Annotated in this window: 2 protein-coding genes (1 of these 2 only partly in view); both read right to left on the reverse strand. The window is 68.9% G+C overall.

The genetic code is table 11. The annotated features are described in order from the left end of the window. Positions 1-13,998, reverse strand: a complete 13,998-nt coding sequence (locus tag BO226_RS13955; RefSeq protein WP_071935483.1) for a non-ribosomal peptide synthetase — start codon at positions 13,996-13,998, stop codon at positions 1-3. Further along, positions 13,999-20,540, reverse strand: partial view of a non-ribosomal peptide synthetase gene (locus tag BO226_RS13960; RefSeq protein WP_083543636.1) — the 3' end only. Its footprint extends 11,128 nt past the window's final position; the window shows 6,542 of its 17,670 coding nt (coding positions 11,129-17,670); its start codon lies off the right edge, out of view — the gene reads right to left on this strand; it ends in the stop codon at positions 13,999-14,001.

Genomic DNA, 20,540 nt, shown 5'->3' on the forward strand with positions numbered 1-20,540 from the left:
CTACCGGCCGCCGTCGGCGGCGGTGACCACGTCGGTGAACAGATCCGGACCGTCGGCCCCCAGCAGGTCCTCGTATCCGGGCTCCGGCTGCACGTCCACGAACACCATCGCACCGAGGTCCTCTGGGATTCCGTCGTCGAACCGGGGTGCGCCGGGTGACCCGACGAACAGGTGCGTCACCCACTGATCGGCGAGCTCGTCCTCGAACGACGCCGCGCGTTCCTGCGGAGCCACCAGGGCGGCGCCGGCAATGGCGGCCACGAGCAGCTCGAGCACCGCGGCCTCCGAGTCGGCGGGCCCGTGCACGTGCGTGCGGGACTCGTAGTCGACGCCGGTGCGGGTCGCGAGCCGGGCGGCGACGTCCGCCGCGGCCGCGTGGCCGATCACCCGTTCCCGTTCGGTGCCGGCAGCGAGCACGAACGCCGGGTCGTCGCCCCGGATCGGACGTATCAGGTCCGCGTAGGTCACCGGGGTCCCGGACTGTGCCTCGATCGCCGCGGCCGTGTCCGGATCGTCCAGGACGATCACCGACGCATCGGCGGGGTCCCCGGCGACACCGAGCACGACGTCGAGCCCCGCCCCGCCGGACACTGCCCCGCCGGACACTGCCTCGTCGGACACTGCCTCGTCGGACACTGCCTCGTCGAGGAGGACGACCGCGGCGCCGGTCTTGAGGACGGCCCACACGGCGGCGGCGCGGTCCATCGAGCGCGGCATCCGGATGCCGACCCGGCTTCCGGTGCCGATACCGCGACCGAGCAGGAACCGGGCCGAACGCGACGACCTCGCATCCAGCTCGGCGTAGGAGACCTCGTCCTCGCCGTCCGCGAGCGCCGGAGCCTCCGGGTCGGACTCGACGGTGGACATGAGCACCGACACCAGGTTGCGGGCCGTGGCCCCCGACTCGGATTCCGTGTCGGTCGTGCGGGCCTGGAACTGTGCGCGTTCGGCGGCACCCATGATGTCGATGTCGCCGACGGTCACGTCGGGCTTCGTGACGACCGCCTCCACGATCCGGGTGAACCGCTCGGCGAACCGCTCGACGGTGGCGCCGTCGAACAGGTCGGTGGCGTAGGTGAACCCGGCGATCAACTCGTCCGGATCACCCGCGCCGTCGTAGGTGCCCTCGAGCGTCAGCATCAGATCGAACTTGGCCGCGACCTCTCCGGTGTCGAGGCCGCTGATCGTCAGGCCCGGCAGCTCGAAGGACACCGGCCGGAAGTTCTGCAGCGACAGCATCACCTGGAAGAACGGGTGACGTCCCGACGACCGTGCCGGATCGAGAACCTCGACGAGACGCTCGAACGGCAGATCGGCGTTCGCGAATGCCGACAGGTCCGTTTCCCGGGCGCGGTCGACGAGCTCACCGAACGACCGGGACGGATCGACATCGGTGCGCAGCACGAGCGTGTTGACGAACATGCCGATCAGGTCGTCGAGTTCGGGTTCGCCGCGTCCTGCGACACCGGTGCCGACCGCGATGTCGCGGCCGCCGGTGAGCCGCGCCAGCAGGACCGCCAGCGCCGCGTGCACCACCATGAACATCGAGGTGTTGTGTGCGCGCGCGAGTTCGGTCAGCCCGCGGTGCAGCTCGGGCTCGAGCGTGAACGCGTGGTACGCGCCCGCCATGGACGGCATCGCCGGCCGTGGCCGGTCCGTGGGCAGCTCGAGGTCGTCGGCCAGTCCGGCGAGTGCCTCGCGCCAGTAGCCGAGCTGTGCCGAGATCTGCGAGTCCGGATCGTCCTCGGTACCGAGGACGGCCCGCTGCCACAGCGCGAAATCGGCGTACTGCACCGGCAGCGGCGCCCATTCGGGCAGGCGTCCCGCGGCCCGCTCGGTGTACGCGACCATGACGTCACGGGTCAGCGGACCGAGCGAGAAGCCGTCACCGCTGATGTGGTGCATGACCAGCACGAGGACGTGCTCGGTCTCGTCGACCGCGAACAGCCGGATCCGGACCGGAATCGCCTCGGTCACATCGAATCCCGCCGACGCCAGGGCGCGCACCCGGTCGGGCAGCTCGTCCGCACCGACCCGCTCGGGAGTCAGGTCCGGCAGGGCGTCGGCGACCGGCAGCACCACCTGGTGCCCGCTGCCGTCGAGTTCGGGATAGACCGTGCGGAGGATCTCGTGCCGGCCGATCACGTCGCCGACCGCGCCCTGCAGCGCCGCCACGTCCAGCGTGCCGGACAACCGGATCGCCAGCGGGATGTTGTAGGACCCGGAAGCCGGATCGAACCGGTTCAGGAACCACATGCGCTGCTGCGCGAGCGAGAGCGGCACGATCTCCGGTCGCGGACCGGCCGTGAGCGGCGCACGGCCACCCCCGCCGGCGAGCCCTTCCAGCCGGGCCGCGAGCGTCCCGACGGTCGGCGCCTCGAACAGTTCCCGGACCGGGACCGTGGTGTCGAGTGCCGCGCCGAGCCGCGCCGCGACCTGCGTCGCGATCAGCGAGTTGCCACCGAGATCGAAGAAGTCGTCGTCCGCCCCGACGCGGTCGACGCCGAGCACATCCGCGAACACCCCGGCGACGATCTCCTCGATCGGCGTCGACGGCGCACGGAACGCCTTGGTCTCGAACAGCGGCTCCGGCAGCGCCCTGCGGTCCAGCTTGCCGACCGGGGTCAGCGGGATCGCGTCGAGCGGGATCACGACGACCGGCACCATGTGTGCGGGCAGCGAAGTCGCCGCGAACTCCCGCAGCGCGTCGGTGTCCAGGTCGGCGCCGGCGGCGGGGACGACGTACGACACGACGGCGGTGCCACCGGTCGGGGTCTCGTGGCCGATCGTCGCCGCGAAGTCCACGCGCTCGTGCGAGACGAGCACGGCGTCGATCTCGTCGAGTTCGACCCGGAGGCCGCGGATCTTCACCTGGTGGTCGCTGCGGCCGACGTAGGCGATCTCCCCGCTCGGGGTCCACCGCACGACGTCGCCGGTGCGGTACATCCGCTCGCCGGGTTCGCCGTACGGGTCGGCGACGAACCGGTCGGCGGTCAGTGCGCCGCGGGCGTGATACCCGCGTGCAAGCTGGACTCCCGAGATGTACAGCTCGCCGACGACGCCGACGGGGACCGGGCGCAGCCGCGCGTCGAGCACGACCTCGCGCATCCCGCGGATCGGGCCACCGATGGTGATCGGTGCGCCCGGCACCATCGGCTCCGAGATGTTCGCCATGATCGTGGTCTCGGTGGGGCCGTAGCCGTTGTACAGCGAACGACCGGGCGCCCAGCGTGCGACGACGTCGGCGGGCACCGCCTCACCACCGGCGGCGAGGTGCTGCAGCGAATCCAGACCGGACGGATCCATCGACGCCAGCACCGCAGGGGTGATGAAGGCGTGCGAAACCCGTTCGCGGCGAATGAGTTCCGCCAGCTCTGCACCACCGAACACGGCGGCGGGCGAGATCACCATCGTCGAGGACGCGCCGAGCACGAGCAGCAGCTCGAGCATCGATGCGTCGAAGCTCGGCGACGACACGTGCAGGATCCGGGAATCCGGGCCGGGACGGTAGCGCTCGCGCTGCTCGACACAGAAGTTGTGCAGACCCGCGTGCGTGACCGCGACACCCTTGGGCTTACCCGTGGAGCCGGACGTGTAGATGACGTACGCCACCTGCTCGACCCGAATCGGGAGGGGCAGTTCGGCCTCGGCGACCGGAGTCGCCGCTTCCGCCTCGCCCGACGTCTGTACCGCGGCGTCGTCGAGGACGAGCCAGTCGGTGACGCCGGGCAGCGCCTCGACGTGCTGCGCCAGGGTCAGACCGACCGCGGCGCGCGCATCGGTGACCATGTGCTCGATCCGGTCCGCCGGGTAGTTCGCGTCCACCGGGACGAAGGCGGCACCGGTCTTCGTCACGGCCCAGACCGCGAGCACCGATTCGATCGATCGCGGAATCGCGACCGCGACGAGCTGCTCGGCACCGACACCGCGCTGCAGCAACACGCGGGCGAGCTGCGACGAACGCGCGTCCAGCTCACGGTAGGTGAGCTCGCGATCCTCGCAGCGGACCGCGACCCCGTCGGGGTTCGCGGCGACGGCCGCGGCGATCAGCTCGGGCAGCGTACGCGGCTCCGGACCGGCCGGTCCGGCGTGCGCCAGGAGCCCGGCGAGCTCGCCGGGAGCGAACAGATCGGCGTCCCCGACGGACTGATCCGGGGCACCGGTCAGTGCCGCGAGCAGCCGCACGAAACGCTCCGCGAACGCGGCGACCGTCGAGTCGTCGAACAGATCGGTCGCGTACTCGAACATCGCGGGCACGGCCGCGCCTTCGTCCCGGTCTCCCGGGACGACGGTGAGCTGCAGGTCGAACTTCGCGATGTGGGCGTCGGCCTCGACCGGCGCCACCGACAGGTCGCCGAGCTCGAACGTTCCCGCGGCCAGGTTCTGGAAGGCCAGCACCACCTGGAAGATCGGCGAATGCGCCTGCGAGCGGACGGGATCGAGCTCGTCGACGAGACGCTCGAACGGAACGTCGGCGTGCCCGAACGCCGCGAGGTCGCCTTCGCGGACCCGGCGCAGCAGATCGGTGAACGACTCGGAGCCGTCGACGACGGTACGCAGCACCGCGGTGTTGACGAACATGCCGACCAGGTCGTCGAGCGCGGCCTCACCGCGACCGGCGACCGGCGACCCGATCACGATGTCCTCGGTGCCCGACAGGCGGGCCAGCAGCACCGCGAACGCCGCGTGCACCACCATGAACGGCGTCGCCGACTGCTCGGACGCGCACCGTTCGACGGCGGCGAACACGTCCGCCGGCAGCTCGAAGCGGTGCGTGTCGCCGCGATAGGTCGCCTGCGCCGGCCGGGGCCGGTCGGTGGGCAGGTCCAGCACGTCCGGGGTTCCGGCGAGGGTCTCGGACCAGTAGTCGAGCTGGGTGGAGATCAGCGATTCCGGATCGTCCTCGTCGCCGAGGACCTCGCGCTGCCACAGCGCAAAGTCCGCGTACTGCACCTCGAGCGGTGCCCACGACGGCGCCTCGCCCCGCGAGCGGGCCGCGTAGGCCACCATCACATCGCGGGCGAGCGGGCCCATGGAGAACCCGTCGGCGCTGATGTGGTGCGCCACGAGCACCAGAATCCGCTCGTTCGGGGACAACTCGCCGGGGGACAACTCGAGCAGCACTGCACGGAAGGGCACCTCGGCAGTGACATCGAAGCCGGAACCGATCAGCTCGGCGACCCGCTCGGTGACGCGCTCGGCGTCGACACGCTCGACCCCCAACACCGGAGCGTCGGCGACGGGCAGCACGACCTGCTGTCCCACGCCGTCGAACTCCGGGTAGTAGGTACGGAGCACCTCGTGGCGCGCCACGACATCCGAGACCGCGGCGGTGAGTGCCGCGACGTCGAGCGCTCCGCTCAGCCGCAACGCCACCGGAATGTTGTTCACGGCCGTGCCGGAATCGAAGCGGTTGAGGAACCACATCCGCTGCTGCGCCAGCGACAACGGCACCCGCTCCGGACGCGGACGCGCCGTCAGCGCCGCCCGCGCACCGGAACCGGCGTGCGACTCCACCGCCGCCGCCAGCGCCGCCACCGTCGACGCCTCGAACACCGTCCGCACCGGCACCTGCGCATCCAGCGCCGCACCCAACCGGGCCGTCACCTGCGTCGCCACCAGCGAATTCCCGCCGAGCGCGAAGAAGTCGTCGTCCAAGCCGACCCGCTCGACGCCGAGCACCTCGGCGAACACCGCGGCAACCGCCTCCTCGACCGGGGTCGTGGGTGCCCGGAACTCGCGCTGCACCACCTGCGGCGCCGGCAAGGCCTTGCGATCGATCTTGCCGTTGATGTTCAGCGGCAGCGCGTCGAGCACCACCCACGCGGTGGGCACCATATACGACGGCAACTCCGCCGCCACCCCGGCCGCGAGCGCCGACACCTCGACCGCCGCACCGTCCGCGGGGACGACGTAACCGACGAGCTGCTCGCCCGTGTGCCGGTCACTGTGCACGACAACCACAGCCTGGGACACCGAAACCTGATTCCGCAGAACCGATTCGATCTCACCGAGCTCGATCCGGAAACCACGCACCTTCACCTGGAAATCGGTACGGCCGAGGTAGTCCAGCGTGCCGTCCGGCAGCCACCGCACCAGATCACCCGTGCGATACATCCGCGCCCCGGCGGTGACGTCCCCCGCCGCTCCGCTCGCCCCACCGGCGAACGGGTTCGCCACGAACCGATCCGCCGTCAACTCCGGCCGACCGAAATACCCCCGAGCCAACTGCACACCCGACAGATACAACTCACCCGCAACACCCACCGGCACCGGACGCAACCGCTCGTCCAGCACGAACGCCGACACATTCCACTCCGGCACACCGATCGGCACACCCACCACATCGGCATCCGACACCTCGTGCCAGGTCACCGACACCGCAGCCTCCGTCGGACCGTACAGATTGAACAGCCCCACACCCGGATTCACCGACCGGAGCCGCTGCGCCACCGACCCCGGCAACGCCTCACCGATCGCCAGCACCCGACGCAACGACGACGCCAACACACCACCCGAACCCGAGGACGACGCCGCCGTCAACAGAGCCTCGAGCATCGACGGCACCACATGCAACGTCGACACCGACGCCGACCGCATCAACCCCAGCAGATACGCCGGATCCCGATGCCCCTCCGCCTCGGCCACCACCAACCGGCCACCCGAAACCAACGCCGACCAGAACTCCCACACCGACAAGTCGAACGTCGCCGCAGTCTTGAGCAACACCGCATCGCCCGGCCCCAACCCGAACGCCGCAACCTTCCACACCAACTGATTCGCCACCGCCCGATGCGGCACCGCCACACCCTTCGGACGACCCGTCGAACCCGACGTGAAGATCACATACGCCGTATGGTCGGGGCGCAGCGGAACGATCCGCTCCTCGTCCGTGATCGGCGCGGCGGACAGATCCGCGGTCGCCGCGTCGTCGACGAACAGCACCGGACGCCCACCGACGCCGAAATCGTCACGGTGCGTGGTCAGCACACACACCGGATCGACGGTGCCGAGAATGTAGTCGGTCCGCTCCGCCGGCTGATCCGGATCCACCGGCACGTAGGCGCCACCGGCCTTCGCGACCGCGACCATGCCGATCACCAACTCCACCGAGCGGCGCATACCGAGCGCGACCCGCTCTTCGGGATCGACGCCACGCGCGACCAGCTGCCGGGCGATCGCACCCGCCCACGCGTCGACCTGACGGTAGGTCCAGGTGCGACCGTCGAATTCGAGGGCCGGCGCGTCCGGGGTCGCGGCGACCTGCGCCTCGAACAACGAGACCAACGTCGCCGACGCATCCACCTCGTGCGCAGTGTCGTTGAACGACTCCAGGATCCGAGACCGCTCCCCCGCACCGAGGATCTCCAGATCCCCGACCGGACGCGACGGATCCGCCACGATCTCCTCGAGCACCCGCACGAACCGCCCGACGAACGACACGACCGTCGACTCGTCGAACAACGCCGTCGCATAGGTCACGAAACCGCCGATCCCCGTGGGAGCCCCGGCCTCGTCGTAGGTGTCCTGCACGATCCAGTGCAGATCGAACTGCGAGGTCCGGTGCTCGAGGTCGAGCGGGGCGATGGCGAGGTCGTCGAGTTCCAGGCTGGCCTCGTTCAGGTTCTGGAACGAGAAGCCGACCTGGAACAGCGGATGCCGCGCCGTCGACCGCGCCGGATTGAGCACCTCCACCAACCGCTCGAACGGCACATCCGCATGCGCGAACGCCTGCAGATCCGACTCCCGGACCGCCCCCAGCAACTCCTCGAACGACCCACCCGAACGCACATCCGCCCGCAACACCAACGTGTTGACGAACATGCCGATCAGATCGTCGAGCTCACGCTCCCCACGACCCGCGATCGGCGTGCCCACCGCCACATCCGACGTGCCCGACAACCGCGCCAGCAGCACCGACAACGCCGCGTGCACGACCATGAACAACGTCGCGTTGTGCGCCCGCGCCAACTGCACCAACCGCCCGTGCAGCTCCGCCGGCACCGCCACATCGACGCGCGCACCGGCCACCGACTGCACCGCCGGACGCGGACGATCGGCCGGCAACTCCAACTGATCCGGCAGCCCGGCCAGGGCAGCGGTCCAGTGGCGGATCTGCTGCGAGATCAGCGAGGACGGATCGTCCTCCGAGCCCAGCACCGACCGCTGCCACAACGCATAGTCCGCGTACTGCACCGCCGGCGGCTCCCACGACGGGGCTCCGCCGCCGACCCGGGCGCTGTACGCGAGCATCACATCCCGCACGAACGGCGCCATCGACGCACCGTCGGCCGAGATGTGATGCACCACCATCGCCAGCACGAACTCGTCGCCGCCGAGATCGAACAAGCGGATGCGCAGGGGCACTTCGCTTGTCACATCGAACGGCCGCACCATGAAGTCCGTGACGGCAGCGAGCAGCTGCTCGGCCGTGGTCCGTTCGACGTCGACGTCCGGAACGGACTGCTGCACCGGTAGCACGACCTGGACGGGTCCGTCCGAAGTCTCGGGGTACACCGTGCGCAGCGACTCGTGCCGCGCCACCACGTCGGCGACGGCCGCACGCAGCGCGTCGACGTCGAGGGCACCGCGGATCCGCAGCGCCATCGGCAGGTTGTAGGCGGTCGAGTCTGGGTCGAACCGGTTGAGGAACCACATGCGGGACTGCGCCAGTGACAACGGAACCCGCTCCGGGCGCACCTGCGCCGTGAGCGCAGCGCGTCCACCGGCCCCGACGTGCGACTCGAGCCGGGTGGCCAGATCCACGACCGTCGATGCCTCGAACAACGTACGGACCTGGACGCGGGTGTCGAGTGCCGCTCCGAGACGCGAGACCACCTGGGTCGCGATCAGCGAGTTGCCGCCGAGCGCGAAGAAGTCGTCGTCGAGACCGACCCGCTCGACGCCGAGCACCTCACCGAACACCCCGGCGACGATCTCCTCCACCGGTGTGGTCGGGGCACGGAACTCGCGAGCTTCGAACTCCGGCTCCGGCAGCGCCTTGCGGTCGAGCTTGCCGGACGCGTTGAGCGGGAACGCGTCGAGCACGGTCACCACCGACGGAACCATGTACGACGGAAGCGCCGCCGCGGCGGCCGTGCGGGCGGCGCCGGCGTCGATCACCGCGCCCGGCACCGGGACGACATAGGCGACCAGGTGCTGGCCGGTCGACGATTCGTGCACGAGCACCACCGCCGACAACACGGACGGATCGGCGGACAGGACCGCTTCGATCTCGCCGAGCTCGATGCGCTGGCCGCGGAACTTCACCTGGAAGTCGGTGCGGCCGATGTACACCAGTTCCGGTGCGCCGCCGGCCGTGCGGGTCCAGCGGACGAGGTCGCCGGTGCGGTACATGCGCTCGCCCGGCGCACCGTACGGGTCGGCGACGAAACGGTCGGCGGTCAGGTCGACCCGGCCGTGATACCCGCGTGCGAGCTGGACGCCCGACAGGTACAGCTCACCCGCGACACCGAACGGCACGGGGCGCAGACGCGAATCCAGCACCAGAGCACCGGAATTCCACACCGGCCGGCCGATCGTCACGGCCGCGTCCGGCCGCACCGCGGCCTCGGTTGCGTGCACGGTGAACTCGGTCGGACCGTACAGGTTGTGCAGCGCGGCCCCCGGAATCGCCGCGTGCACCTGGGCGGCGGTGGACGGCGGGAACGCTTCACCGGCGACGAGCACGGCGCGCAGGGACGCGCCACCCTCGGACCCGAGTACCGAGACGAAGGGGCCGAGCATCGACGGCACGAACGAGACCATGGTGACCGACTGCTCGTCGATCAACTGCGCGAGATAGACGGGGTCGCGGTGCCCGTCCGGCTCCGCGATCACCATGCGGGCACCGGCGAGAAGCGTGCAGAACAGTTCCCACACCGACACGTCGAAGGTCACGGGAGTCTTGAGCAGCACCACGTCGGACGAGTCGATCCCGAAGCGGTCCGTGAGCCACAGCACCTGGTTCACCACGGAGCGCTGCGCGACGGACACGCCCTTCGGGCGGCCCGTCGAGCCGGAGGTGAACAGCACGTACGCGGTGTTGTCCGGGCGCAGCACCGATCGCCGGTCGGCGTCGGCGACGGGCGCGTCGGAGACGGCCGGATCGTCGTCGCCGCCGACGAGCACGGTCCGGTCGCCGAATCGCTCGGCGTCGGCAGCGTCGGCCACCAGCACGCACAGCGGCGCGGCGGTGTCGAGGATGTAGTCGATCCGGTCGTCGGGCTGATCCGGGTCGACGGGCACGTAGGCGCCGCCCGCGGTGAGCACCGCGTACATCGCCATCACGAGATCGGCGGACCTGCGCATCGCCAGCGCGACCCGCACCTCGGGTCCGACGCCCTGCGCGATCAGCCGCCGCGCGAGCCGGTTCACCCGGGAGGCGAACTCGCCGTAGGTCAGGCTCTGCCCGCCGGACACCACGGCGACCGCACCGGGGTTGTCCGCAGCACGCGCCTCGAACAGCGCCGGCAGGGTCGTCGACGCGTCGATGTCGTGCCGGGTCGCGTCGACGCCCGCCACGAGCGCGTCGCGCTCGGCCGCGTCGAGCAGTTCGATGTCACCGACCACGGCAGCGGGATCCGCCGCGATCGCTTCCAGCACACGCACGAAGCGGGCCACGATCGACTCCACGGTCGCGGGGTCGAACAGGTCCGTCGCGTACGACATCTCGACGAGCAGACCGTTGTCGGCGCCGTCCGGATGATCCGCAACCGTGACCTGCAGGTCGAACTTCGCCAGGTCGTAGTCGAATTCGACCCCGCTGACCGTCAGACCCGGCAGTTCGAGCCGGGTGTTGTCCATGTTCTGGAACGCGAGCGCCACCTGGAACAAGGGATGCCGGGACTGCGACCGAACCGGATTGAGGACCTCGACGAGCCGCTCGAACGGGACCTCCGCGTGGGCGAAGGCCTTCAGGTCCGATGCCCGGACCCGGGACAGCAGTTCGGTGAAGTGCTCGGCGGGATCGACCGTCGAGCGCAGGACGAGCGGATTGACGAACATTCCGATCAGGTCGTCGAGCGCGACGTCCCCACGGCCTGCGACGGGAGAACCGATCGCGATGTCGCGCGAACCCGACAGCCGCGACAACAGCACGGCCAGCGCACTGTGCACGACCATGAACAGTGTTGCGTTGTTGTCCCGCGCGACCGCGTTCAGCCGATTCCGGAGGCTCGCGTCCACAGAGAAGCGCAGCAGGTCACCGTGGCTGGTCGCCACCGCCGGACGCGGCCGGTCGGTGGGCAGCGGAAGCTCGTCGGGCAGATCCGCGAGTTCCCGCTTCCAGAAGTCGATCTGGCGTGCCGCGACCGACTCCGGATCGTCCTCCGAACCGAGCATCTCCCGCTGCCAGATGCTGTAGTCGGCGTACTGCACCGTCAGCGGCTGCCAGTCGGGGGACTCCCCCGCCGACCGCGCGGCGTAGGCGGTCATGACGTCCCGGGTGAGGGGACCCATCGAGAAGCCGTCCCCGGCGATGTGGTGCACGGAGAACGCCAGCACGTGCTCGGTCGCGCTGATCTCGAACAGCCCCGCCCAGAACGGCACCCGCTGCGTGACGTCGAACGGTGCCGCCATCTTCTCCGCGATCCGCTCGGCGACCTCGCTCTCCGACACGGCCACCGGGCTCAGGTCCGGGATGACCTCCCGGGTCGGCACGACCTTCTGGTAGCCGACGCCGTCGACCTCCGGGTACACCGTCCGCAGCACCTCGTGCCGCGCCAGCACGTCGGCCACCGCGATCTGCAGGGCGTGCCGGTCGAGAAGTCCGGACAGCCGCAGCGCGAACGGAATGTTGTTGACCGCGGAGTCGGGTTCGAGCTGATTGAGGAACCACATGCGCTGCTGCGCCAGCGACAGCGGCACCCGGTCGGGACGCGGCATCGGACGCAACGGAAGCCGCGGCCCGGTTCCGCGATCGGCGGCCTCGTCGACGAGTCGCGCCAGATCGGCCACGGTGGGCGCGTCGAAGAACTCCCCGACCTCGACGTGCACCGAGAACCGCGAGTTGATCCGGGCGACGGCTCGCGTCGCGATGAGCGAGTTGCCGCCGAGCTCGAAGAAGTCGTCGTCGGCGCCGACCCGCTCCGCGCCGAGGAGGTCCGCGAAGATCTGCGCGACCGCCTGTTCGGCGGGCGTCGACGGTTCGCGGTACTCCCGCGCGGACGTGAAGTCGGGGGCGGGCAGTGCCTTGCGGTCGAGCTTTCCGCTGGCGTTGAGCGGGAATTCGTCGAGCTGGACGAACAGGTTCGGAACCATGTAGTCCGGGAGCCGCTCGCGGGCGGTCGCGGTCAGCTCGGCCGTGTCGAGGGTGACTCCCCCCGTCGCGACGACGTACGCGACGAGGTGGTCGCCGGTGACCGGATCGGAGTGCACGACCACCACGGCCTGGGACACGTCGTCGCGTCCGAGGATGGCCGCTTCGATCTCGCCGAGTTCGACGCGCAGTCCGCGCAGTTTGACCTGGAAGTCGACGCGTCCGATGTAGTCGAGCTGCCCGTCGGGGCGGCGCCGGACGAGGTCGCCCGTTCGGTACATGCGTTCGCCGTTGCGGCCGGTGGGGTCGGCGACGAAACGATCCGACGTCAGGTCCGGCCGGGCGACGTAGCCGCGCGCGAGCTGCACACCCGACAGGTACAGCTCGCCGGGAACGCCCGGCGGGACCGGCCGGAGTGCGTCGTCGAGCACGTGCAGTCCGGTGTCGGCGACGGCGGCACCGATCGGGATCGTCCTGTCGCCGCGTGCGGTCGCGTAGTAGGTGACGTCGACGGCGGCTTCGGTGGGACCGTACAGGTTGTGGAGCTCTGCCGAACTGATCTCGTGGAAGCGGGCGACGGTCTGCGCGGGCAATGCCTCACCGGACGCGAAAACGTAACGGAGAGAGTCGGTTCGGGCAGCGAGCGGCTCCGCGACGAAGACGGAGAGCATCGACGGCACGAAGTGCAGTGCGGTCACACCGCGGTCGGCGATCGCGCGGGCGAGGTACTCGGGGTCGCGATGACCGTCGGGCACGGCGACGACCAGGCGGGCGCCGACCTGCAACGGCCAGAAGAACTCCCACACCGAGACGTCGAACGTGAACGGCGTCTTCTGCAGGATGACGTCGGCCTCGGTGAAGCCGTACTCCCGCTGGCGCCAGCGCAGATTCGCGACGATGGCCCGATGGGCGACGGCCACGCCCTTGGGCAGGCCCGTCGAGCCCGACGTGAAGATGATGTAGGCGGTGTTGTCGCGGCGCAGCGGGCCGGTGCGGTCGGCGTCCGTGAGCGGGGCCGCGTCGAAACCGGTGAGGTCGAGCCGATCCACCTCGTGGAGCGGAACGTGTGCGGGCACCTCGATTCCGTCGCGCGAGGTCGTCAGGACCGCGACGGGGCGTGCTGCGGCGAGGACGTGCGCGATGCGGTCGGCCGGGTGGTCCGGGTCGAGCGGGACGTAGGCACCGCCGGTCTTGACGATGCCGTACATGGCGACGAGCAGATCCAGCGATCGGCGGATCGCGAGGCCCACCGTCGTCTCCGGACCCACGCCGATCGAGACGAGGTAGCGGGCCATCCGGTTGGCGGCGGCGTCGAACTGCGCGTAGGTGAGGGTCTCCCCCTCGAACTCGAGAGCGATCGCATCCGGTGTGCGGGCGACCTGCTGCTCGAACAGCGCCGGCAGGGTGTCGGCCGCTTTGGCGACGACGGGCACGTCGACGACGTCGCCGGTGTCGCAGATGAGGGTCTCGACGACACCGGCGAGGCCACCGTCCGCATCGGATTCGAGCAGTGCGGGAACGAGGTTCGACAGCACCACCGGGACGAGGGCGTCCGGACCGAGCGCTCCGCCCATCGCGGCGTCGAGACCGGTCAGTTCGTCGTGGAGCGTTCCGTAGGTGACGGCGGTGTCACCGTGCGAGAGCGCGACCCGCTCGGGCGCTACCGCCGCCACCTCCGAGATCAGCCGCGGGAGGTCCTCGATGGTGAGAGATTCCTGACCGGGCTTCCGAACCGACATCTACCTTTTCCTCTGTGTCGCCAAGCTCTGCGCTTGGGTGATGAGTGACTCGATCAGTGCGGCGTATCCGTCGACGCCCAGGGCCGGAAGGATTCCCGGAACCAGACCGGACAGGGCCACCGAGACCTGCGCCTCCGGCTTGAGCGTCGCGCCCATGGACTTCGCGACCGACGCCAATTTGTTGTTCAACGCCCCGAAGGTCACGGTGGCATCGCCGTGTGTCAGTGCGGTCTCGTCGGGCCGGACGGCCGCCGCGGCGGCCACCAGTTCGGGCAGGTCCGCGGCGGTCGCCTTCCGCTGCGGCGTCAGATTCGCACGTTCCTCTTCGTCGAGGATGTCGATGTCGCGGACGACGACACCGGGATTCCCGATGACCGCGTCGACGACCCGCAGATACCTCGCGGCGAACCGGGCGACGGTCTCCTCGTCGAACAGGTCGGTGGCATAGGTGAACAGCAACCGGATGCCCCCACTGCGCCCGTTCTCGTCGAACACCTCCCCGCCGCTGAGCTGCAGATCGAACTTCGCCTGGTCGAAATTGCCCTCGACCAGCGACACCTCGAGGCCGGGCAACTGCAGCGAGCGCGGTGCCATGTTCTGGAACGCGAACAGCACCTGGACCAGGGGGGAATAGGCGGCGGTGCGGCGCCGGCCGAGCGCATCGACGACACGCTCGAACGGCACGTCCGCATTGCCGAATGCCTCGATGTCCCGGTCCCGGACCTGGGAGAGCAGCTCGACGAACTCTGCACTCGACTCGATCTCCGTCCGGAGGGGAAGGGTGTTGACGAACATGCCGATCAAGTCGTCGAGGGCGGCCTCGCCACGACCGGCCGTCGGGGTCCCGATGACGATGTCGTTCGTGCCCGTCAGCTTGGACAACAGGACTGCGAATGCAGCGTGCATGACCATGAAGACCGTCGAGTTGTGCTCGCGAGCAACCTTTTCCAGCATCTCGGATCGGTTCGGGTCGATGGCGAACTCGTACTCCGCCCCACGCATGGACGCCCGGGCAGGACGGGGCCGATCAGCCGGCAACTCGAGCAACTCCGGCGCTCCGGCGAGTCTGCTCGCCCAGTAGTCGAGCTGCCGGGCGAGTGTGGATTCCGGATCGTTCTCGTCGCCGAGGATCTCCCGCTGCCACAGTGCGTAGTCCGCGTACTGGATCTCGAGCGGAGACCAGGTCGGAACCTCACGTTCGACACGGGACGCATAGGCCGTCATCACGTCCCGGGTCAGCGGTCCCATCGAGAAACCGTCTGCACTGATGTGATGAACGACCATCACGAGAACATGATCGGTGGGATTGAGCTCGAACAATCGACCTCGCACAGGCGCGGTCGCAGTGACGTCGAAGCCGACGCCCACCACCTCCGCGATACGCTCCGGCAGCAGATGCTCCGGAACCTCGACGACATCGAGCGTCGGCACCGCCTCGCCGACCGGAACGATTTCCTGCACCGGCCCGTCCTCCGTATCCGGGTAACGGGTCCGAAGGATTTCGTGCCGTTCGAACACGTCCCGGACGGCAGCCCTGAGCGCCGGTACGTCCAGCAACCCGGACAGATGCAGCACGACCGGGATGTTGTAGGCCACCGAATTCGGATTCATCCGGTTCAGCACCCACATTCGCTGCTGCGCGAGCGAGAGCGGCACCTGCTTCGGGCGTGGGGCACCGACGAGTGCACGCCGTGCCCCGGATCCCTTGCCGGACTCGGCACGGGAGGCGAGGGCCGCCACCGTCGGAGCTTCGAAGAGCGTCCGGACCTGGACCGTGGTATCCAGCGCCGCACCGAGCCGGGCCGTGACCTGCGTGGCGAGCAGCGAGTTGCCACCGAGCGCGAAGAAGTCGTCGTCCGCCCCCACCCGTTCGGTTCCGAGCACCTCGGCGAAGATACTTGCGACGATCTGTTCGACCGGGGTGGCCGGGGCACGGTACGACTTCGCCTCGAACATCGGCTGCGGGAGAGCCCTGCGGTCCAGCTTCCCGTTGATGTTCAGCGGCAACGCGTCGAGTACGACGAACGCAGCCGGCACCATGTAGCCCGGCAGACGGTCCCCGAGGGCGGCACGTACATCGTCGACGGCGAGGTCGCTCCCCGCCGACGGGACGAGATACGCGACCAGCTGGTCGCCGAGCCGGTCGTCGTGGTGAACGAGCACGACAGCCTGAGCCACCGACGGGTGATTCCGAAGCACCGACTCGATCTCCCCGAGTTCGATCCGGAAACCGCGGATCTTGACCTGGAAGTCGGTACGACCGAGGTATCGAAGCTCGCCCTCTCCGGTCCATACGACCAGGTCGCCCGTTCGGTACAAGCGCCCCCCGGTCTCGGTCCCCGTCGCGAACGGGTCGGCGACGAACCGCTCCGCCGTCAGGTCCGGACGACCGAGGTATCCGCGGGCGAGTTGCACCCCGGCGAGGTACAGCTCACCGGGGACTCCCGGCGGCACCGGATTCAGCCGCTGGTCGAGCACGTACAGGCGTGTGTTCCACTCGGGCCCACCGATCGCCACTGTGACCGTGTCACCATCGGTCACCTCGTGGCTGGTGACCGAGACTGCGGCCTCCGTGGGGCCGTACAGGTTGAACAGTCGCACGTGCGGGTTCGACTCCCGCAGCGCCTGCGCCGACTGTGCCGGCAGGGTCTCTCCGATGGCGAGGATGCGCCGCAGTGAAGACGGAAGCGCACCACCGGTTTCCGTCATGAGCACGTCGAGCATCGACGGCACTGCGTGCAAGGTTGTGACAGCGCCGGTGCGAATCAACTCGTCGAGATACGCCGGGTCCCGGTGTCCCTCGGCACTCGCGATGACGAGACGTGCACCCGACACGAGAGCGGACCAGAACTCCCACACCGACAGGTCGAAGGTTGCGGCCGTCTTCAGCAGTACCGCATCCTCGGGCCCAAGCCCGAACTCGGCGTTCTTCCAGAGCATCTGGTTCACAACCGCGCGGTGCGACACTGCGACACCCTTCGGTCGACCCGTCGAGCCGGAAGTGAAGATGACATACGCGGTGTGGTCGGGACGCAAAGGTGCAAGTCGCTCGGCGTCCGTCAGCGGAGTGTCCCGGAACAACCCATCCGTCTCGTCGTCCACGACGACCACCTGTCGAGCGCTGCCCACCCCGAAACCGTCGCGCGTACTGGTCAGCACGCATACCGGATCGGCAGTATCGAGAATGTATGCCGTGCGATCCACAGGCTGGTCGGGATCGATCGGTACGTATGCACCACCGGCCGCCGCTACAGCGTACATCGCTGTCACCAGTTCGGGAGAGCGACGTATCCCCAAAGCCACGAGCGATTCCGGACCCACACCGAGCTTCACCAGACGTCTCGCCAGCCGGCGGACTCGCGCACCGAACTCGCGGTAGGTCAGCACGTCGCCGTCGTACTCGATGGCCGGCGCGTCCGGAGTGGCCACGACCTGGGCATCGAACATCGAGACCAGAGTCGCATCCGGTACGGCATGCGAGTTGCTGTTCCATTCGACCAACATGCGGCTGTGCTCATCCGCCGAGAGGATCCCGATGTCGCCGACCGGCGACGTCGGATCTGTCACGATCGATTCGAGCACGCGCACGAACCGCTCGGCGAACGCCTCCACCGTGGACCGGTCGAAGAGGTCGGTCGCATAACTGAATACCGCGTCGATTCCCTCGGGCGTGCCAGTCTCGCCGTACCGGTCGGTGAGGAACAACTGCAGGTCGAACTGTGCGACACCCGTGTCGAGTTCGAGCGCCGACACCGTCATACCCGGCAGTTCGAGCGTGGTGCGCGCCAGGTTCTGGAACGAGAATCCCACCTGGAACAAGGGATGGCGAGCTGTTGACCGCTCCGGATTCAGCACCTCGACGAGGCGCTCGAAAGGCACGTCGGCGTGCGCGAACGCCTCCAGGTCGGTCTCGCGCACCGAATCGAGCAATTCGTAGAAGGACATGTGCCTCGACACCGCGGTCCGCAGGACCAACGTATTGACGAACATGCCGATGAGATCGTCGAGTGCACGTTCACCGCGACCGGCGATGGGAGTGCCGACCGCGATGTCGTCGGTATTCGACAGTCGTGCCAACAGGACCACGAACGCCGTGTGGGCCGCCATGAACAGCGTCGCGTTGCGCCCGCGCGAAAGCGTGACGAGGCGTTCGTGCAACTCCGCATCGATCCCGAACGCGACTCGCCCTCCACGGAACGACTGCACCGGAGGGCGCGGCCGGTCCGTCGGCAACTGCAATTCGTCCGGAACGCCCGCGAGAGCGCTGCGCCAGTACCCGACCTGACGCGAGAGAAGCGATGCTTCGTCGTCCTCCGAGCCCAGCAGTTGTCGCTGCCAGATCGCGTAGTCGGCATACTGCACGGCCAACGGCGACCAGTCCGGTGCGTGACCCTCGAGGCGTGCGGCATAAGCCACCATCACATCGCGCGCTAGCGGCGCCATCGACGAGCCGTCCGCAGCGATATGATGGAACACCAGTGCGAGCACGTGGTACTCGTCGGCGAGCTTGTACAGGCGGACCTGCAGCGGTACAGCGGTCGTCACGTCGAACGCGGTCGCAGCGAGTTCCGCAAGCAGTTCGGGCAATTCCTCCTCGGAGGTCGACACGACCTCGAGTGTCGGCGTCATCCGCGTGGGCGGAAGGACGACCTGGACCGGGGCACCCGAGCTTTCCGGGTAGACGGTACGCAGCACCTCGTGTCGCGCCGTCACGTCTGCGACCGCAGCACCCAAGGCAGCCACGTCCAGACGTCCGGACATGCCGAGTGCCATCGGGATGTTGTATGCCGTGGATCGGTTGTCGAATCGATTGAGGAACCACATGCGCGACTGTGCCAGCGACAGCGGTACCCGCGCGGGTCGCGGCTGCTTCACGAGGGCGAGACGACCCGAACCCGCGTGCAGTTCGAGCCGCGCTGCCAGGGCTTCGACCGTGGGTTCCTCGAACAGTTCCCGGACACCGAGCCGCATGTCGAGCGCCGATCCGAGCCGGGAGACGACCTGGGTGGCGACGAGCGAGTTGCCCCCGAGCGCGAAGAAGTCGTCGTCGAGACCGACTCGGTCGACGCCGAGCACCTCGGCGAACACCCCGGCGACGATCTCCTGGACGGGAGTCTGCGGGGTCCGGAAATCCCTGACCTCGAAAACGGGTTCCGGCAGAGCCTTCCGGTCCAGCTTTCCGTTCGGGGTCAACGGCAGCGCGTCGAGTACGACCACCATGTCGGGAACCATGTACGCGGCCAGGAACAGTGCGACGGATTCGCGAATCTGCGTCGGCTCGACGGTCTCGCCAACCCTCGGTACGACATAGCCCACGAGACGGTCGCCGGTCCGTTCGTCACCGCGGACGACCGCAACCGCCTGTGCCACTCCGGGACAGCGCGTGAGGGCGGACTCCACCTCGCCGAGCTCGATTCGGAATCCACGCAGCTGAACCTGGAAGTCCGACCGGCCGGCGTACTCGAGCATCCCGTCGGTGTTCCACCGACCGAGGTCACCCGTCCGGTACATCGACGACCCACCCGTCGCGGAGCACGCGTACGGGTCCGCAACGAACCGTCCGGCCGTCAATGCAGGCTTGTTGACGTAACCGCGCGAGAGCTGCGCACCGGCCACGTACATCTGTCCCTGGACACCGACCGGAACCGGACGCAACCACTCGTCGAGGACGTACACCTGCAGGCCGGGCAGCGCTCGACCGATCACACTCGCGGACGAGGACCGCACGATCTCACGGGTCAAAGCCAGGAACGACACGTGAACGGTGGTCTCGGTGATGCCGTACATGTTCACCAGCCGCGGTGCATCGTCACGGTATCGGTCGAACCAGCCGGCCAGCTTGCCCGGATCCAGTGCCTCGCCCCCGAAGATCACGTGCCGTAGCACCAGTTCACCGGCCTGTGCGGAGCTCTCACCCTCGGTTGCCGCACGGTCGGCCTCGGCGAACTGGTAGAACGCCGACGGGGTCTGGTTGAGCACCGTCACGCCGGCTCGGACAACCAGTTCCCGGAACTGCTCGGGTGACCGCGACGTGAAGTAGTCGACGACGACGAGGGTACCGCCGTACAGCAGCGGCCCCCACAACTCCCATACAGAGAAGTCGAATGCGTACGAATGGAACATCGTCCACACGTCGGTTTCGTCGAACCCGAACACAGGCTGCGCATTCGCGAACAACTCCACGACATTCCGGTGCGTGACCGCCACCCCCTTCGGCAGACCCGTCGAGCCCGATGTGTAGATCACGTATGCCGTGTCGGACGAACGCAGCATCCCGGCACGGTCCGCGTCGGTGACCGGTCGGGTATCGAGTGCGTCCCAATCCAACTCGTCGAGCACCAGCACCTCGATCCCCGGAATCTCGGGGATCGACCGGCGCTCGGCCGTCGTCGTGAGAACGACCGCAGGTGCGCCGTCTCCGAGGATGTACGCGATCCTGTCCGCCGGGTTCGTCACATCCAGCGGCAGATATGCCCCGCCGGAGGTGAGGACCGACAGCAACGCGGTGATCAGCAATTCGTCGCGCTGCAACGCCACCGCGA

It is taken from the genome of Rhodococcus sp. 2G (genome assembly GCF_001886355.1).
Taxonomy (GTDB): Bacteria; Actinomycetota; Actinomycetes; order Mycobacteriales; family Mycobacteriaceae; genus Rhodococcus; species Rhodococcus pyridinivorans.

Bases quoted from the DNA above. Each gene is read 5' to 3' on its own strand.
- BO226_RS13955 (WP_071935483.1), bottom strand. From the start codon at position 13,998: ATGTCGGTTCGGAAGCCCGGTCAGGAATCTCTCACCATCGAGGACCTC.